Consider the following 18,307-nt stretch of genomic DNA (forward strand, 5'->3'; position numbering starts at 1 on the left):
CGCCGACTTTCCCGGTAAGGGGTATTGATCATTGGCGGCTGGCGCGGCGGTAGCCGAGGCCCGCCGGGATGGCGAACACCACGATCAACCCGACCGACCACGCCACGGTCCGCAGCAACGGTCCCGCGACCGGCCCGCCCTCGGCGAGCGCCCGCATGGTGTCGACGGCCACCGACATGGGCTGGTGCTCCACCACCGGCTGAATCCACTTCGGGTAGGCCGCCAGCGGCACGAACCCGGTGCTGAAGAACATCAGCAGCGACGACAGCAGCGCCACCGCCTCGACCAGGGTGGACTTGGCGGTGAACACGGCGATGGCGGTCACCATCGTGGCGAAGGCCAGCCCGAACAGCACCGGGATCCACAGGAACGCGAACGTCTGCCAGGGCCCCTCCCGGAAGCGGAAGCCGAGCGCCATGCCGAAGCAGATGATGACGACCGTCCCCGCGAAGATCCGGCAGCCCTCGGCGATGATCCGCGCGGCCAGTCCGGAGGCGCGGTGCACGGGCAGCACCCAGAAGCGGGCCAGGACGCCCGCCTCGCGTTCGCGGCCGAGCATGACGCCGCTGGCCACCGTGCCCGACAGCGCGCCGACCAGCGTCACCATGGGCGTGGATCCGTAGAGGGCGCTGCGGCCGGAGAACTTCTCGATCTGCGAGCCCACCACGATGTCGAGCATGAGCAGCAGCAGGCAGGGCACGACGAGGGTCTCGAGCAGGGTGACCGGGTCGCGCAGCCACCGGACCAGCAGCCGCTGGGTCTGAATCCAGGTGTGCCGCAACAGGGCCGGGACGGAGGTCTCGCCGTACAGCAGGATGTCGGCGGTGTCGGGGCGTTCGAGAGTGGTCATCACGACCTCTTCAGGTTCTGCCGGGCGATGAAGTAGCAGGCCACCGCGAAGGTGCCGACCAGCCACAGCAGTGGCGGCATCATGAGCGACCAAGTGACGGGGTGGGCCTTGCCGAGGGTGTCGCCGCCGAGCGCGCGCAGGCCCTCGGCGTATTGCGAAACCGGCTGGTTGCGGACGAATCCCTGGACCCAGCGCGGGAATTGGTGGGCGGGGGCCAGACCGGTGGAGAGCATGCCGAGGATGAGCGGTGGCAGCACCAGCATCTGGCTGGTGGCCTCGGGGCTGCGGGTGTAGGTGCCGATGGCGTCCGCGCCGAGGCAGAACGTGATGCCGATGGCCAGCCCCAGGGCCAGGAATCCCAGGGTGTGCGCCCAGTCCTCGACGAACCGGAACCCGACCACGTGGGTGCTGATCACGGCGGCGACGAGTCCGATCAACAGCCGGAACACATTGGAGGACATGCGCGCCGCGGCGGGCACCAGCGGGTGCATGGGCATGGCGTCGAAGCGGCGGTCGAGTCCGGAGACGGCGTCGGTGGCGGCTCGGAAGGCGGCCGAGACGCCGGTGAACGCGCAGGCCTGCAGGATCACGATGGGCGCCATGAATTGCGCGTAGCTGCTGAATCCCAGTCCGGCGAAGGACATGACGCGGTTGAGCGGGATGTAGAAGCTGGCGGTGAAGGTGACGGGTGCGGCGATGGCGGTGATGATCTCGCCGGTCTTGACCGAGGGCACGATGAGCCGCACGGTGAGCACCCACCATTGGGCGAGGGTGCCGGGGGTGGCGCGGACGTCGGTGAGCCAGCCGGTGGTGGCGGGCGCGGTGGTGGCGGTCATGCGCGGGTCCGATCGCTGTCGGCGCGGTGGCGTCCCTCGCCGGTGCGGAAGCGCACCGAGGGGGAGTCCTCCTCGGGTTCTTCGGTTTTGGCCATGTGCCCGGTGAGCTCGAGGAACACGTCGTCGAGGGAGGGGCGCCGCAGCGCGATGTCGACGAGTTCGAGTCCGGCCGCGTCGAGTCGGCGCAGGGCTTCGGCGAGGGTTTTCGCGCCTTCGGGCGCGGGGATGGCGAGCCGGTCGGAATCCCCGGTCAGGGCTTCGCGACTGGTGGCGGGGAGCAGGTCGCCGAGGGTGCTGATCAGGGCGGGCATGTCCTCGAGGCGCAAGGGGACGATCTCGCAGTAGCTGCCGCCGGTGCGGGCCTTGAGTTCGTCGGCGGTGCCGGCGGCGATGACCAGGCCCTGGTCGATGACGATGATGCGGTCGCAGAGCGCGTCGGCTTCCTCGAGGTACTGGGTGGTGAGCAGGGTGGTGATGCCGTGTTTGCGGAAGCCGCCGACGAGGTCCCAGACGCCTTGGCGGCTGCGGGGGTCGAGGCCGGTGGTGGGTTCGTCGAGGAACACCACTTCTGGCCGGACGACCAGTCCGCAGGCGATGTCGATGCGCCTCCGCATACCGCCGGAGTAGGTGCCGACCCGGCGTCCGGCGGCCTGGGTGAGGTCGAATTCCTCGACGAGTTCGTCGGCGCGGGCGCGGGCCGCGCGTTTGCGCAGGCCCATGAGGCGGCCGAACATGACCAGGTTCTCGTAGCCGGACAGGGCGTCGTCGAGGGCGGCGAACTGACCGGTCAGCATGATGGATCGCCGCACGGCCGCGGCGTCGGTGACCACGTCGTGCCCGGCGACCAGCGCCCGCCCGGCGTCGGGGGAGATGAGGGTGGACAGGATGTTGACCATGGTGGTCTTGCCCGCGCCGTTGGGCCCGAGGATGCCCAGGACCTCGCCGGGCGCGGCCTTGAAGGTGACGCCGCGCAGGGCCTGGACCGCGCCGAAGGATTTCACGACGCCCTCGACGACCACCCCGTCGCCGGAGGTGTCGTTCAGGTCGGTGGTCTCGGCTCTGCCGGTGTCGGTGTTCACGGTGTCTCTCCCTGGGGTGCGTCGAGATTCCGGGTCCAGTGCTTGTCGAGGATCCGGGCGATGGCCGCGAGCGCGTGCGGTGCGGTGAGTTCGTCGTGGCTGACGTCGATGTCGTGGTTGGTGATGGTGCCGGTGATCCAGGGCCGCCAGCCTGCGGGGCCGAAGATGTCGGAGGTGTGCACGGTGGCGCTGAAGTACAGGGCGTCGCCGTGGAAGACGGGCCGCTGGTAGCCGGTGCGGGTGGCGGCGGAGGCGTTGTAGGAGGCGGCCATCCGTTCCAGGGTGGTGGCGTCGACCAGGTCGGCCCCGCCCATGCGGTCGCGGATCATGGCGGCGGCCTGCGTGGCGGTGGTGTCGGCGGGGATGTCGGTGATGCCGAAGACGGAGCCGAAGGTCGCGACGAAGGAACCGGCGGTGAGCTTGTCGATGCTGTCACCGTCGATATCGGTGCTGTCCGCGTCGAGTAGGGCCAGGGTGGCGACCTCGTCTCCGGTTGCCTCGAGCTGGGCGGCGACGGCGTGCGCGATCAGGCCGCCGAATGACCATCCGAGCAGATGATAAGGCCCGTTCGGTTGGAGTCTGCGAATTTCGGCCACGTAGCGTTCGGCGAAGTCGCCGATGCTGCGGGCGTGCGGTTCGCCGGAAAGGTCCGGTGCCTGCAGGCCGTAGATCGGCCGTCCGGGGGCCAGGGCTTCGGCGAATCCGAGGTAGGTCCAGGCGATGCCGGACGAGGGGTGGATGCAGAACAGCGGTAGCTCGTCGCCGCCGGGCCGGATGGGCAGCACCACGTCCAGGCCGAGTCCGGGACCGGCTTCGGCGCGCGAGGCGGCCAGCGCGGCGGCCGCCTGCTGCTCACGCAGTTCGGCCATGTGCTTGCGTTCGGCCTCGGCCGCGAGTTCGGCGGCGGGTGAGGTGGCGAAGTACGCCGCGGCGGCGAGCGCGTCGGTCCACAGGTGGGCCAGCATGGTGATCTCGTGCCGGGGCAGCAGGGTCTGCGGGAAGGTGAAGCTGGCCTGCAATCGGTCGCCGGCCACCACCGCGTTGATCTCGATCTCGGCGGTGACGGGCACGTCGGCGTGTTCGGTGGTGCGCAGGTCGCCGAATTCGTCGGTGGGCAGCCAGCCGAGGTCCTCGAGCCCGGCCGGGATGTCGGCGGTGGCGTAGCGGCCGAGGTAGTTGAAGCCGATGCGGCCGGGTACCCGGTGCGGCAGGGCCGCGGCGGTCTCCGGGTTGAGGTAGCGCAGCAGGCCGTAGCCGATGCCCTTGTCCGGCACGGCCATCAGCTGGTGTTTGACGGCCCGGATGGCCGCGCCCATGGCGGGTCCGCCCGCGAAGGCGTCCCGGATCGGGATGTGGGACAGGGCGAGTCGCACCGGGTAGACGGTGGTGAACCAGCCGAGGGTGCGTGACAGGTCCGCGCCCGGCACGATCTCCTGCTGCCGTCCGTGTCCTTCGAGCCGGACCAGCACCGCCTCGGACGGGTCCATGCGCCAGCGCATGACGGCCAGGGCGAGTGCGGCCAGCAGGGTGTCCTCGACGGTGCCGTCGAAGAGTCCGGGCAGGGTGGTGAGCAGGGTGTCGGTGATCTCGGGGTCGAGTTCGATCTCGACGGCGCGCACCGTGGGGACCCGGTCGAGCGCCGGGTCCAGTTCGCGCGGCCCGATCGGCGGGTCGGGGGTGGCGGTCACCTCGCGCCAGTAATCCAGTTCGGCCGTGCGGGTTTCGCGCCGCGCGGCCTCCTCGAGGGCGTGCGCCCAGCGGCGCAGCGAGGTGCCGGTCTCGGGCAGGATCGGGGTGGCGTCGCCGCTGATCTGCGCCCAGGCCGCGATCAGGTCGGGGATGAGGATGCGCCAGGAGACGCCGTCGGTGACGAGGTGGTGGGCGACCAGGATGAGGCGGCCGCGCCGGTGGGCGGGGCTGCCGGGCGCGGGGTCGAGCCACACCAGTTGCAGCACGGTGCCGGTGGCGGGGTCTAGGCGGCCGAGCGCGGAATCGGTTTCGGTGATGGCGTATTCGCGCAGGTCGACCGCGTCGGCGGTGTCGAATTCGATGCGGTACAGCAGGGCGTCGACATCGACCGAGCCCGGTTCCCCGATGCTCATCCGCCACTCGCCGTCCTCCGGCGCGAGCCGGGCGCGCAGGGCGTCGTGGTGGTCGACGACGGCGGTGACGGTGGCGACGAGTTGTTCGCGGCTGATCCCCTGCGGCAGTTCCAGGACCGCGGTCTGCGCGAATCGCCGGTGGTCGCCGCCGCGTTCGAGCATCCAGCGCACGATCGGGGTGAGCGGCAGGTCGCCGACGCCGCCGCCGGGCAGTTCCTCGAGTACGACGGTGTCGCCGCCGGCCGCGGCGAGTGCGGCCAGCGCGGCGACGGTGCGGTGTTCGAAGATCTGCAGCGGGGTCAGTTCGATGCCGCGCAGTTTGGCGCGCGACACCAGCTGGATGGCGAGGATGCTGTCGCCGCCGAGGGCGAAGAACGAGTCGTGCACGCCGACCTTGTCGCGGCCCAGCAGTTCGGCGATGATCTCGGCGAGCGCGGTCTCCAGATCGCCGCTGGGCGCGCGGTATTCGGTCTCGGCCTCGAACACCGGCGCCGGCAGCGCCCGCCGGTCGAGTTTGCCAACGGCGTTGAGCGGGATGGCGTCGAGCACCACGAACGCCGAGGGCACCATGTAGCCGGGCAGCCGGTCGGCGGCGTGGGCGCGCAGCTCGGCGAGGTCGATCTCGCGGCCGGGTTCGGGCAGCAGGTAGGCGGCCAGGGCGGTGGCCCCGCCGGGGCCGGGAACGCCGAGGGTGACGGCGAATTCGACATTGTCGGCGGCGGACAGTGCGGCGTCGATCTCGCCGAGTTCGATGCGCTGTCCGCGCACCTTCACCTGGAAGTCGGTGCGTCCCAGGTATTCCAGGCGCGGTTCGTCGAGGTAGCCGGTCCAGCGCACGAGATCGCCGGTGCGGTAGAGCCGTTCGCCGGGCCGCCCGTAGGGGTCGGCGACGAAGCGGGCGGCGGTGAGGCCGGGGCGATCGTGGTAACCGCGGGCCAGCGCGTGCCCGGCCAGGTACAGCTCGCCGGCGACGCCCATGGGGACCGGTCGCAGCCGGTCGTCGAGGACGAGGGTGGCCGCGCCCCGGATCGGCGCGCCGATGGTGACGGGCTGCCCTACCACCAGTGGATCGGAAGCCGTTGCCCAGATGGTGAATTCGGTGGGCCCGTACAGGTTGATCAGGGTGCGTCCGGTGGCCCAGCGCGCCACCAGGTCGGGTCCGATGGCCTCGCCCGCCACGGCCAGCACCCGCACGCTCGACACCGCGTCCGGGTCGAGGGTCGCCAGCGCCGACGGCGTGATCACCAGGTGTGTGACCCCTTGGGCGGCGATGAGTTCGGTGAGCGGTTCGCCGCCGAACACGTCGGGCGGGGCCACGATGGCGGTGCCGCCGGAGCTGAAGGCCATGAGCGCCTCGAAGGCGGAGGCGTCGAAACTCGGTGAGGCGACCTGGAGGACGCGGCAGTGCTCGCCCAGCGCCAGCAGTTCCTGTTGGGCGCGCACCAGATCGGCGATGCCGCGATGCGATACCGACACGCCCTTGGGTGTGCCGGTCGACCCGGAGGTGTAGATCAGCCACGCGGGTTGGTCCGGGTGGCTGGGCATGGCGCGAACCCGCCCGCCCCCGAGCGGGATTCGCACGCTGGAGGCGGCCGGGTCGTCGAGCACCAGCCAGCCGATCCGGTCGGACAGCGCCTCCCGGTGCGCGCCGGTGGTGAGCCCGAGCACCGCGCCGGAGTCGGCGAGCATGTGGTCGATACGGTCGAGGGGATGGCGCGGATCGATGGGCAGGAACGCGGCCCCGGCCTTGGCGCACGCCCAGATCGCGGTGATGAGTTCCGCGCCGCGCGAGAGGGCCAGCGCCACCACGGTTTCCGATCCGGCGCCGGCGGCGGAGAGCTGCATGGCCAGCCGCTGCGAGGCGGTGTCGAGTTCGCGGTAGGACACCGCGCGCCCGTCGGCGATGACGGCCGGGCACAGTCGGTGCGCGGTGGCGGCGGCCCGGAAAACCTCGGCCAGGGTGGTGATTCCGCTGGTCCGGGGCCCATGTACCGGAACCAGGGCGGCGCGTTCGGCGAGATCGAGCAATTCGATGTCGGAGAGCCGGATGCCCGGGTCGGCCGTGACGGCGGTGAGCACGCGCCGCCACCGGGTGACCAGCCGCGAGGCGGTGGTCTCGTCGAACAGGTCGGTGGCGAAGGTGAGGGTGCCGTCGAGCCCGGATTCGTCGTAGCCGGGCAGCGGGGCGCGCAGATCGAAGGTCAGGTCGAACTGGGAGGCGTCGCGCTCGATGGGTTCGACCTCGACCCGCAGGCCCGGGAATTCCACGGTGGGCGGTTCGAAGTTCTGCAGCGACAGCGAGACCTGGAACAGCGGGTGCTGGGCGGTGGATCGCGGCGGGTCCAGGACCTGCACGAGTCGCTCGAACGGCACGTCGCCGTGCGCGAACGCGTCGAGGTCGGCGGTCCGGACCTGCGCCAGGAAGTCCCGGAACCCCAGGGCCGGGTCGACCGGGGTGCGCAGCGCGAGGGTGTTGACGAACATGCCGACCAGGTCGTCGAGGGCGGCCTCGCCGCGTCCGGCCACCGCGGTGCCGATGAGGACGTCCGGGGTTCCGGCCAGCCGGGACAGCAGCACCGCCAGCGAGGCGTGCAGCACCATGAACAGGCTGGTGTCGGTGGCCGCCGCCAAGGCGGTGAGCGCTTCGTGGGTGCCGGCGTCGATGCGGAATTCGAGGTCGCGGCTGTGCAGGCTCTGCACCGCGGGCCGGGGCCGGTCGGTGGGCAGTTCCAGCACGTCCGGTGTCGCGGCGAGACGCTCCTTCCAGAACCGGACCTGTTGCGCGGCACGGGATTCGGGATCGTTCTCGTCGCCGAGCAGTTCGCGCTGCCAGATCGAGTAGTCGGCGTACTGCACCGGCAGCGGCGGCCGTTCGGGTGCCGCGCCGTGGGTGCGGGCCAGGTAGGCGGTGACGAGGTCGGTGGCGAGCGGCGCCATGGAGGCCCCGTCGGCGCTGATGTGGTGCACCACCAGCACCACCACGTGTTCGGCGGGTTCGCCGGGGCGCGGGGTGAGGCGCAGGACGTGCACGCGCAGCGGGGCTTCGCGGGTGAGATCGAAACCGGTCCCGGTGTTCTCGGCGATGGCGGCGTGCAGGTCGGGTCCGTCGTCGGTGTCGGCGAAGCTGATCTCGGGGGCCGCGGCGTCGGCGCCGAGCACGACTTGGCGGGGGCCGTCGGCGTCGGCGGGATAGATGGTGCGCAGCGATTCGTGCCGGGTCACCACGTCGGCGACCGCCCGCCGCAGCGCGGCGATGTCGAGTTCCCCGGTGAGGCGCAGGGCGGCGGTGATGTTGTAGGCGGCCGAGTTCGGGTCGAGCCGGTTGAGCACCCACATGCGTTGCTGGGCCGGGGACAACGGGATCCGGTCCGGCCGGATGCGCGGGGCCAGGGTCGGCAGGCCGGGCAGTTCCGCGCCGGGCACGATGCGCGCGGACAGTTGGGCGACGGTGGGCGCGTCGAACAGGTCGCGCAGCGCGACGGTCGCGCCGAGGGCCGCGTTGACCCGGGCCACCACGCGGGTGGCCGTGAGGGAGTTGCCGCCCAGTTCGAAGAAGGACCGGTCGATGCTGACCTGGTCGGTGTCGAGGACGTCGGCGAACACCTGGGCGACGGCGGTCTCGACGGCGGTGCGCGGGGCGAGGTACTGCTGGTCGAGGGTCGCGAAATCCGGTGCGGGCAGGGCGTTCCGGTCCAGTTTGCCGACCGGCGTGAGCGGCACGTCGTCGAGTTCGATGAGGTAGCTGGGCACCATGTAGCCGGGCAGCGCCGCGGCGATGCGGGTGCGCAGCAGTTCGGTGTCGAGGCGCTCGCCGGCGGCGGCGACCACGTAGGAGACCAGCACGGTCTGGCCGCCGGGTCCCGGGCAGCCGAGGGTGGCGGCGTAGTCGACCTGCTCGTCGGCGGCCAGCACGGCGTCTATCTCGCCGAGTTCGATGCGCAGGCCGCGGATCTTGACCTGGAAGTCGCTGCGCCCCAGGTATTCCAGCTCCAGCTGGGTGCCGTCGGCGGTCTTGACCTCCACCCAGCGCACCATGTCGCCGGTGCGGTACATGCGCGCGCCGGGCGCGGTGAAGGGGTTGGCGACGAAGCGGGCGGCGGTGAGCCCGAACCGGTTGAAGTAGCCGCGGGCCAGCGCCGGTCCGGCCAGATACAGTTCGCCGGTCGCCCCGAGCGGCACCGGCCGCAGCCAGCTGTCGAGCACCAGGGTGGCGGCGCCGCGCACGGGCGCGCCGATGGTGATCTGTTCGCCGGGCCGCAGTTCGCCGGGCCCGGTCGCCCACACGCTGAATTCGGTGGGCCCGTACAGGTTCACCATGCGCCGCCCGGCCGACCAGGCCGCGACCAGTTCGGGTCCGGCGGCCTCACCGGCGACCGACAGGCAGGTCAGGCCGTCGAGTCCGGCGGGGTTCATGGTGGCCAGCACGGACGGCGTGATGACCGCGTGGGTAACCCCTTCGGTACGCAGCAGTTCCTCGAGGGCGTCGCCGCCGTAGACGTCGGGCGGCGAGATGACCAGCCGTCCGCCCGCGCCGTGCGCCATGAGCAGCTCGTGCACCGAGGCGTCGAAGCTGGGCGAGGCCACCTGCAGGGTGCTGGAGTTCTCGTCGAGATCGAGCAGACTCTGCTGGGAGGCCACGAGATTGGCGAGTCCGCGGTGGCTGAGCAGTACGGCCTTCGGTTTGCCGGTGGAGCCGGAGGTGTAGATGAGGTACGCGGTCTGGGCGAGGTTGATGGGCCCCCCGCGTTCGTCGTCGGTGATGTGCGCGTCGGAGACGGTCATGACGCGCCGGATGGTGTTGAGGTCGTCGAGCAGCAGCCAGTCGATGCTGCCGGGCAGGGTCTCGCCGACCGAGCACACGGTGACGCCGATGGGTGCGCGTGAGTCGGTGAGGATGTGCTCGATGCGCTCGACCGGATAGTTGGGGTCCAGCGGCAGGAACGCCGCACCGGTCTTGGCCAGCGCCCACACCGCGACCACCGATTCCACCGACCGGGTCAGGGCCAGCACGACGAAGGTCTCGCGACCGACCCCGCGGCGCAACAGGACTCGCGCGAACCGGTTGGACCAGGCGTCGAGGTCGCGATAGGTCATGGTCACGCTGCCGGAGCTGATCGCGACGCCCTCGGGGTTGACGCGCGCGCCCGCGGCGAGGATGTCGGGCAGGGTGCGCAGCGGCGTGGGCGTGCCGCCGCGGACCGGCACCAGCTGCGCCCGCTCCAGCGGGTCGCAGTGCTGTAGCTGCGCGGTGCGGCGTTCGGGGTGTTCGGCGATCTGGTCGAGCAGCAGCAGGAACCGGTCGAGCAGTCGCCGCGCGGCCGCCTCGGGCAGTTCGTCGGCCATGAATTTGACGGTGATGCGCAGGCTTTCGCTGCCGTCGGCGGCGCGCTGCGGGATCACCATGAGGTTCAGGGGATAGGGGGTGGCGTCGGTGCCGGACACGTCGAGGATTCGCATGCCCGCGATATCCAGTGCCCGCGAGAGGGTTTCGCGGTCGATGGGGTAGGACTCGAACACGGTGAGGGTGTCGAACAGTTCCGGCAGCCCGACGGCCCGGTGGATGGCGGCCAGCCCGACGTGCTGATGGTCCAGCAGCCGCGCCTGTTCGGTCTGCACCCGCGCCAGCAGGTCGCCCACGCGCTCACCGGGATCCAGCCGCACCCGCACCGGCAGGGTGTTGATGAACAGCCCCACCATCTCCTCGACGCCGTTGAGCTGCGGCGGGCGTCCGGAGACGGTGCCGCCGAAGACCACGTCGGTGCGCCCGGTGAGCATGGCCAGCAGCAGCGCCCATCCGGCCTGCACCGCGGTGTTCACCGTGGCCCCGGCGGCGCGCACCGTCTCGGTGAGCTGTTCGAGTTTCGCGGTGCCGAAATCGGCGGAGACCATGCCGGATTCGGTGGAGGTGATGCCCGCCAGTGTGGGGATGGCCCGGGTGGGGGAGTCGACCCCGGCCAGCGCCTCGGTCCAGGCGGCCAGCGAGGCGGCGTCGTCCTGGTCGCCGAGCCAGGCCAGGAATTCGCGATAGGAGTGGGCGGGCGTCTGCGGGATCTCGTGCCCGGTGACCGCGGCCAGATAGCCCGCGAGGAGTTCGCGCACCACCAGCGGCGTGGACCAGCCGTCCAGCGCCAGATGGTGATTGGTCATCAGCAGCGTGTACGCCTCGGCGTCGGTGCGGATGAGGCTGAAGCGCAGCAGCGGCGGCCGGGCGAGGTCGAAGCGGGTGCCCGCGTCCACCGCGATCAGGCGGGCCAGTTCCCGCTGCCGTTCGGCCGGTTCGGCGATGCCGGTGAGATCGATTTCCTGCCAGGGGATCTCGGCCCGGCCGAGGACCAGCTGCCGGGGCCCGTCGGGCGTCTCGACGTAGGCGACGCGCAGCACCTCGTGCCGGTCCAGCAGGGCCGCCGCCGCGGTGCGCAGCCGCGCGGAGTCGACGCGCCCGGCCAGATTCAGCTGGGTCTGCACGGTGTAGCCGTCGGCGGTGTCGGTGTCGTAGCGGGCGTGGAAGAGCAGGCCGTACTGCAACGGCGACAGCGGCCAGACCTCGGTGAGGTCCGGATATTCGCGTTCCCAGGCGTCGATCTGCGCCTGCTCGACGGCCACCAGCGGGAAGTCCGAGGGCGTGTGCCCGCCCGCTCCGGCGTGCCGGGCGTGGGTGACCAGCGCGGTCACCGCCAGCCCCCACAGCCGCGCCAATTCCTCCACTTGCTCGGCGGACAGCACCCGCGACGCGTAGGCCCAGGTCACTTCGAGACCGGCGGCGGTGTGGAAGGCATTGATGTCGATGACGGCGGCCAGCGGCGCGGCGTCGTCCTGGGTGGCGGCGAATCGGGCGGGCACCCACGGGGTTTCCGCGCCGCCGGGATGCTCCACGCCCGCGCCGGTGCGACCGAGATAGTTGAAGCTGATCTGCGGTGTGGGCGCGCCCTCCAGGTCGGCCGCGGTCGCGGGGTCGAGCCGGCGCAGCATGCCGAAGCCGACGCCCTTGTCGGGGATCGCGCGCAGCTGCTCCTTGACCGCCTTGAGCGCCGCGCCCGCCGCGGGCCCGCCGTGGAAGGCGTCGTCGAGATCGAGTTCGCCCAGGTCGAGGGCGACGGGGAACACGCTGGTGAACCAGCCGATGGTGCGGGAGATGTCCGCGCCCGGCAGCACCGCTTCCTCGCGGCCGTGGCCTTCGACGGTGAGCAGGGTCCGCCGCGTCTGCCGCAGCTGACTCGAGGCGAGGGCGAGAGCGGTCAGCAACGCGTCGTCGAGTCCGCAGTGGAACCGCGCCGGAATGAGTTCCTGTGCGGCCGTGGCGGTATCGGGGTCGATGACGGTGCGCAGCTGACCCATGGTGGCCACGGTGTCGAGCTCGGGATCCAGGGCGCGGGTGCCCAGCCGCGGGTCCGGCGCGGTGAGGACCTCGCGCCAGAACGGGAGTTCGCTGGCGCGGGCCGGGGCCTGTTCCGACTGCCCGTGCGCCCAGCGCCGGAAGGAGGTGCCGACGGGTGCGAGGGCGCCGCCCGCCCAGGCGGTGGCCAGGTCCGGCAGCAGGATGCGCCACGAGACGCCGTCGGTGACCAGGTGGTGCAACACCACCCACAACAGGGGCAGGGCCTCGCCGCGGTCGATGAACACGAACCGGGCCACCACCCCGGCCGACGGGTCGAGCAGGTCGGCGGCGCGCTGCAATTCGTCCTCGCCGTCGCTGTCGGGTTCGGCGGTGACGGTGTCGATGAGGGCTCCGGCCTCCACCATGCCGGGCTCGCCGACCCGCCACACCCAGGGGTGCTCGCCGGTGCCGGGCTCGTGGGTGAGGGTGCTGCGCAGCAGGTCGTGGCGGTCGAGCAGAGCCTGGACGGCCGTGGTGAGGGTGGACCGGTCGATGTCGTGCGGCAGCGGAATCAGCACGGCCTGTGCGAATCTCGGCCAGGTGTCGCCCTGCTCGAGCATCTCGTGCACGATCGGGGTCAGGGTCACCGGGCCGACCGCCCCGCCGGGCAGCTCCTCGATCACCGGTGCGGTCACCTCGGTGGCGACGGCGGCCAGCGCGGCGACGGTCTTGTGCTCGAACACATCCCGGGCCCGCAGCCCCAGCCCGGCCGCCTTGGCGCGCGCCACCAGCTGGATGGCCACGATGCTGTCGCCGCCGAGGGCGAAGAAATTGTCGTCGGCCGACACCGATTCCACACCCAGCACGGATTCGAACACCGTGGCCAGCGCCCGTTCGGCGTCGGTCGAGGGTGCGCGTCCGGCCCGCGGCCCGGATCCGAAGTCGGGCGCGGGCAGCGCCCGCCGGTCCACCTTGCCCGCGGGGGTCAGCGGCAGCGTGTGCAGCACCATCACCACCGACGGCACCATGTGCGCCGGAAGCTGCTGGGCGACAGTGGTTTTCACGTCCTCGGGCGCGACCACCGAGTCGGCCGCCAGCACGTACGACACCAGCGCGGTCGCCCCGCCGGGCGTGGTCGCGCCGATCGTGACCGCCATCTCGACGCCCGGGTGCCGGGCCACGGCCGCGTCCACCTCGCCGAGTTCGATGCGGAAGCCGCGCACCTTCACCTGGGTGTCGCCGCGGCCCAGATACTCCAGCTCCCAGCGGCCGGATCGCCGCCGCCAGCGCACCAGGTCGCCGGTGCGATAGATCCGCGCGCCCGGATCGACGGGGCTGGCCACGAACCGCCCGGCGCTCAGCCCGATGCGCTGGTGGTAGCCGCGCGCCAGACCCGCACCGCTCAAATACAGTTCGCCGACCACCCCGGGCGGTACCGGCCGCAGCCACGGGTCGAGGACCAGCGCCCCCACCCCGCGCGACGGCGCGCCGATGGTGATCGCCTCGCCCGGCGTCAGCGGCGCGCTGAGGGTGGCGGTGACGGTCGCCTCGGTCGGCCCGTACCCGTTGATGACGCACCGCCCGGCCCACCGCACCGGCAGCTCCGGCGGACAGGAATCGCCGCCCACCACCACGGTCCGCAGCCGCGGCAGGGTCTGCGGTTCCAGCGAATTCGCCACCGCCGGAGTCACATTCAGGTGCGTGACCTCGAGCTTGCGCAGCACCCGCGCCAGCTCGTCGCCGGCGTAGGCGGCCGGGGGCACCACGCCCACCGTCGCGCCGACCGCGAACGCGACCAGCAACTCCTCCACCGAGATATCGAAGCTGGGGGAGACCGCGTGCGCCACCACGGCGTCGGCGCCGACCCCGAACGCCGCCCCGGACCCGGTCGCCAGATTCGTCAGACCGCGATGGGTGACCGCGACACCCTTGGGCAGACCGGTCGAGCCGGAGGTGTAGATGAGGTACGCGACCTGGTCCAGGCGCACGGGCGCGGTCCGGTCGGCATCGGTGATCGGCGCGGAATCGGTTGCCGCGATGGTCTTCTCGGTCTCGGGATCGTCGAGGACCAGCCACCGCACCCGGTCCGGCAGCGCGGCCCGCGAGCCCGCCACCGTGACGCCGGCGACCACGCCGCTGTCGGTGAGCATGTGCTCGATCCGGTCGATCGGATAGCCGGGATCGACGGGCACGAACGCCGCGCCGGTCGCCGCGACCGCCCACATGGCCAGCACCGACTCGGCGGAGCGGGGAATCGAGATCGCCACGGCGCGTTCGGGTCCCGCGCCCGCGGCGATCAGCACCCGGGCCAGCCGGTGGGCGTATTCGGTGAGCTCGCGATAGGTGAAGGCGGTGCCGTCCACCCGCAGGGCGATGGCCGAGGGCGCCTTCGCCGCGCCCGCCGCCAGGATCTCCGGCAGGGTGTGGGGCCGGCTGCCGTCGCGGCCGCGCGCGGGGGCCAGCGCGGCGCGTTCGGCCTCCGACAGCGCGGTCACCGCGGTCAGCGACTGGTCGACGCCGCCCGCCAGGAAGCGGTGCAGGAAGTCCAGGAACCGGGCGTGCAGCGCCGCGAGCTCGGGTTCGTCGTAGCGGTTGGGATTGGCCTGGAAGTCGATGTGGGTGGGTTCGCCGCCGGTGCCCGGGTACACGTTGACGAACAGGTCGTCGATCATGCCCGAGGTCAGCACGTGCAGCTGCCCGGTCACCCCGCCGGATTCGCCGGAATCAGCGGAGCTGAAGTGGATGCGGGTGTCGGCCAGCATGAGATTGACGGTCGGCCCGAAGCCGGCGACCTCGTCCATGGCCCAGCCCAGGTCGCGGAAGATGTCCTCCTGCCGGTACCGCTGGCGGCGCAGCGCCGCGGTCAGCTCACCCTGGGTGGCGCGCAGCAGGTCGCCGACGGTGGCGGTGGGGGACAGCGGCAGCCGCAACGGCACCACATTGGCGACCATGCCGCCGGATCGGCGCAGCGTGGCGGTGGTGCGGCCGGACACCGGCAGGCTCAGCACGATCTCGCCCGCCCCGGTCATGGCTCCCACGTAGGCGGCGAAGGCGGCCACCACGACCGGCGCCGGACTGGTGGACTGCGCGGCGGTCAGCGAATCCAGCAGGGCCGCTGTTTCCGCGGGCAGCGCGCCGCTCAGCAATCGCGGGTGGGCGTCGACCGCACCGGTGCGCCGCCCCAGCAGCGCGGGCTCCGGCATCCCCGCCAGGTGTGCGCGCCAGTAGTCGCGGTCGGCTTGCAGCTTGTCCGAATTCCGGTAGGCCGCATCGGCTTCCACGATGCGTTGCAACGGTTCGGCCTTACCGGCCGGGACCTCCTGCCCGGTGACGGTGGCGTTGTAGATCTCCGAGGTGCGCTGCAGCATGGTGAGCGCGCCGACGCCGTCGAGCAGGATGTGGTGGAACCGCGAGTACCAGTACCAGCTGTCCTCGCCCAGCCGCAGCATCGCCATGGAGCACAGGCGGTCGCGGGTCAGGTCCAGGGGCGCGGTGTACTCCGCGCGCATCCACTCCTGGGCGGCGGCGCGCGGGTCGGGCGCGCCGCTGCAGTCCACGGTCCGGATGGCGTCGTCGAGGGTGGTGTCGACCAGCTGCCATGGCAGTTCGTCGATCTCGATCAGCCGCAGGTAGCCGGTGCCGAACTCGCGTCCGGCCCGGCGTGCGGCGTCGGCCAGCAGTTCGGCGTCGATCGGCCCGGTCAGCTCCACGTACTGGGCGATCGAGACGGGGGTGTCCCCGGCCAGCTGCTGGGCGAACCAGATACCGCGTTGTGCGGCGGACAGGGCGAAAGCCGCCGAGGTGTCAGGGGTGGAGGGCAGGGGACTGCTGAAAGCCATACTGCGGAAACCTTCTGCGGGCTGCGGCGGCTTCGACGCGGTCAGGAGGCCTTCCGCGCCAGGTTCAGTTCGGCCTCGCTGAGCGGGGCGTCCGAGCCGGTGAGGTACTGCACCAGCGTGCTGCGGTCATCGAGCACCAGCCAGCGGCTCCGGTCGGTGACCAGGTCCAGCCCGGCCTTGGTGGTGATGCCGAAGTCGGCGCGGGCCACGGTGGACTCGGTGGACACCGGGACGGGGGTGGCGCCGGTCTTCTCGATGGCCAGGCGGGAGACCACGGCCTCGAGTCGCGGCGTCTCCGCGATCACGATCTTGGCCCCGGGGTGGACCCCGAGAGCCAGCAGCATGCGCGCCACCCGGTTGCTCCAGCGATCCAGTTCGGCGTAGCTCAGGTCGCAGTCGGCGGTGGTCACCGCGATGGCCGTGGGAGCCGCGGGCGATTCGACCGTCTTGCACATGAACATCATCCTCTCGGAGGGGCCGCTTGCGGTGGCGTTCGGTATGTATCCACTGTCGCCGCCGCGAGCCCCCGCCGGTAGCGACCACAGTGCTGCCGGAATCCGCTCCGAGGGTGCGTGTTGTCCCACCCTGGGGTGGGTGGAAGATCAGCCGTTCAGGGCGTCCATGGTCTCCGAGATCATGGTGATCGAGTCGCGCGGGCTCAGCGCCATGGCCCGGAGCTGATCGAACATCACCCCGTAGCGACGCACCTCCGGGTGGCCCTCGATCAGCTCGTCGCTGGCGATCCCCTCCACGTACACCAGCTCCGGGTCGGCGGGGTCGGGGAAGTCGAGCAGGGTGAAGGAGCCCAGCATGCCCGGGTGCGCGCCGGCGTCGAAGGGCAGGATCTGCAGGATCACGTTCCGCTTGTTGGTGTGGTCGAGCAGCTGGCTGAACTGTTGGTTCATCACCTCGGGGCCGCCGACCATGCGGCGGATGACGGCCTCGTCGAGCACCACCCACAGCTCCAGCGGGTTGTCCTTGGTGAGCACCTTCGAACGCTCCTGCCGAGCCCGAATCCGTTGCTCGATAACCTGATCCGACACCTTGGGCATGGTGGTCTGGTAGACCGCGCTGGCGTACGCCTCGGTCTGCAGCAGGCCGGGGACGTAGGTGGACTGGAAGAACCGCGCCGAGAGCGCCTCGGCCTCGAAGTTGATGTATGCGCCGTAGACCTCCGACACCGCATCCTCGAAAGACCTTGCCATGCCGGGACGTAACGCGTCGACCAGCAACTGTAAGGCATCTGAACGCCCCGGTTCGCCGATGCCGTAGAGGTCCAGCATGGCGGTCAGGGTGCGGCGCTGCGGCCTGGCCTGGGCGGTCTCGATCCGGTACAGCGTGGTGACGTTGATGCCGGTCTTGGCGCTGACCACTTCTTTGCTGAGCCCGGCGCTCTCCCGCATCTCGTGGAGCATCGCGGCCAGCCTCCGCAAACGGACAGTGAGCACGGTGCGCTTGCCTGCCATGACGACCCTTTCCCTTGGCGCACTTGCTAGAACGCAGTATTGCGTTCTTGCATTTGTAAGAGCATGATCCAGCTAGCCTATTCGTGAACAACCGATCCGATGACCGGTATAGCTGAATCCGGAGACCAATCATGTTGGTGCGATTAGTGATGCTGTCGGGTGCGTATAGGGAGTCTCGATGACCATGTCGATAGCCGGCGTTCTGCCGACCGCTCCGCAATTGCTCTGTGCGTTCCAAGGGAGGCGATTTCAAGATCGAGTATTGCTGAGGTCCGCGCACGCACTCGCCGAACTGCACGAACGTCGCGCTCAGGTGCGGGATCCCATGATGGTCAGCGAGATCGATTGCCGCCGCGGTGAACTCGTTGACGATATCAACGATTGGGTGGAGCAGGAACTGCCGCAGCACCGCAACGGCGCCACCATGCACACCGAGAGCCTGGGCGCCGTGGTGGACCGCATGGCCCGGAGCTGGGTCGAAGCCAACCAGGTGATCGATCACGAGGGCGCTTCCAGTGACAACACCCATAAACACTGGTACCACCTGGCCGAACTGGTTGACGGCTACACTGATCTCGTATTCGACGTGGCCGGTGGCCGTCGCCGTTTACCGGAACAGTGATTCCGAATGCATTGACACAATTGATGTATTGCCGCCGAGTCGCTGATTCGTCCCGCCCGTAGACGGCGGGCGCAACGGGGCGCCCCGCCCGGCGTGCCGCGTGGTCGACTGGCGCGGCACGCCCGCCCTGAATTAGTGGGAAGCGTTTAGAACCAACCGTCCGGTGTTTTATTCGTGCAGTCTTTCATTCACAGCGAC

Annotated in this window: 7 protein-coding genes; 1 reads left to right on the forward strand and 6 read right to left on the reverse strand. The window is 71.0% G+C overall.

What is annotated here, in order from left to right; all coding sequences use genetic code 11:
• Positions 1 to 28: 28 nt before the first annotated feature.
• From ABZ382_RS24250 to ABZ382_RS24275, 6 genes are all read right to left on the reverse strand, one after another.
• Positions 29 to 850, reverse strand: coding sequence for an ABC transporter permease (locus ABZ382_RS24250; RefSeq protein WP_357092789.1), 822 nt, complete (start codon positions 848 to 850; stop codon positions 29 to 31).
• Positions 850 to 1,686, reverse strand: coding sequence for an antibiotic transporter (locus ABZ382_RS24255; protein WP_357092792.1), 837 nt, complete (start codon positions 1,684 to 1,686; stop codon positions 850 to 852). Before ABZ382_RS24255 ends, ABZ382_RS24250 begins: the two co-directional genes overlap by 1 nt.
• Entirely contained in the window at positions 1,683 to 2,729 is a 1,047-nt protein-coding gene (locus tag ABZ382_RS24260; RefSeq protein WP_357093372.1) for an ATP-binding cassette domain-containing protein, read from the reverse strand. The genes ABZ382_RS24255 and ABZ382_RS24260 overlap by 4 nt, the downstream gene beginning before the upstream one ends.
• A 32-nt stretch (positions 2,730 to 2,761) precedes the next feature.
• Entirely contained in the window at positions 2,762 to 16,021 is a 13,260-nt protein-coding gene (locus ABZ382_RS24265; protein WP_357092795.1) for an amino acid adenylation domain-containing protein, read from the reverse strand.
• Positions 16,022 to 16,062: 41 nt separating this feature from the next.
• Complete coding sequence (locus tag ABZ382_RS24270) at positions 16,063 to 16,476, reverse strand: AMP-binding protein (protein WP_357092798.1); 414 nt, start codon at positions 16,474 to 16,476, stop codon at positions 16,063 to 16,065.
• Positions 16,477 to 16,623: 147 nt separating this feature from the next.
• Positions 16,624 to 17,487, reverse strand: a complete 864-nt coding sequence (locus ABZ382_RS24275; RefSeq protein ID WP_357092801.1) for a helix-turn-helix transcriptional regulator — start codon at positions 17,485 to 17,487, stop codon at positions 16,624 to 16,626.
• A 178-nt stretch (positions 17,488 to 17,665) separates the two neighbouring features.
• On the opposite strand from ABZ382_RS24275, the gene ABZ382_RS24280 reads away from it, so the two are divergent.
• On the forward strand, positions 17,666 to 18,109 hold the full coding sequence (locus ABZ382_RS24280; RefSeq protein WP_357092805.1) for a DUF4254 domain-containing protein: 444 nt from the start codon (positions 17,666 to 17,668) through the stop codon (positions 18,107 to 18,109).
• Positions 18,110 to 18,307: the final 198 nt, after the last annotated feature.

The organism is Nocardia sp. NPDC005825, from assembly GCF_040630175.1.
In the GTDB taxonomy this organism is placed as follows: Bacteria; Actinomycetota; Actinomycetes; order Mycobacteriales; family Mycobacteriaceae; genus Nocardia.

Excerpts from the sequence above, each read along its gene's own strand:
- ABZ382_RS24270 (WP_357092798.1), bottom strand. The coding sequence starts at position 16,476 with ATGTGCAAGACGGTCGAATCGCCCGCGGCTCCCACGGCCATCGCGGTG.
- ABZ382_RS24280 (WP_357092805.1), top strand. The coding sequence starts at position 17,666 with ATGACCATGTCGATAGCCGGCGTTCTGCCGACCGCTCCGCAATTGCTC.
- ABZ382_RS24265 (WP_357092795.1), bottom strand. The coding sequence starts at position 16,021 with ATGGCTTTCAGCAGTCCCCTGCCCTCCACCCCTGACACCTCGGCGGCT.
- ABZ382_RS24275 (WP_357092801.1), bottom strand. The coding sequence starts at position 17,487 with ATGGCAGGCAAGCGCACCGTGCTCACTGTCCGTTTGCGGAGGCTGGCC.
- ABZ382_RS24250 (WP_357092789.1), bottom strand. The coding sequence starts at position 850 with ATGACCACTCTCGAACGCCCCGACACCGCCGACATCCTGCTGTACGGC.
- ABZ382_RS24255 (WP_357092792.1), bottom strand. The coding sequence starts at position 1,686 with ATGACCGCCACCACCGCGCCCGCCACCACCGGCTGGCTCACCGACGTC.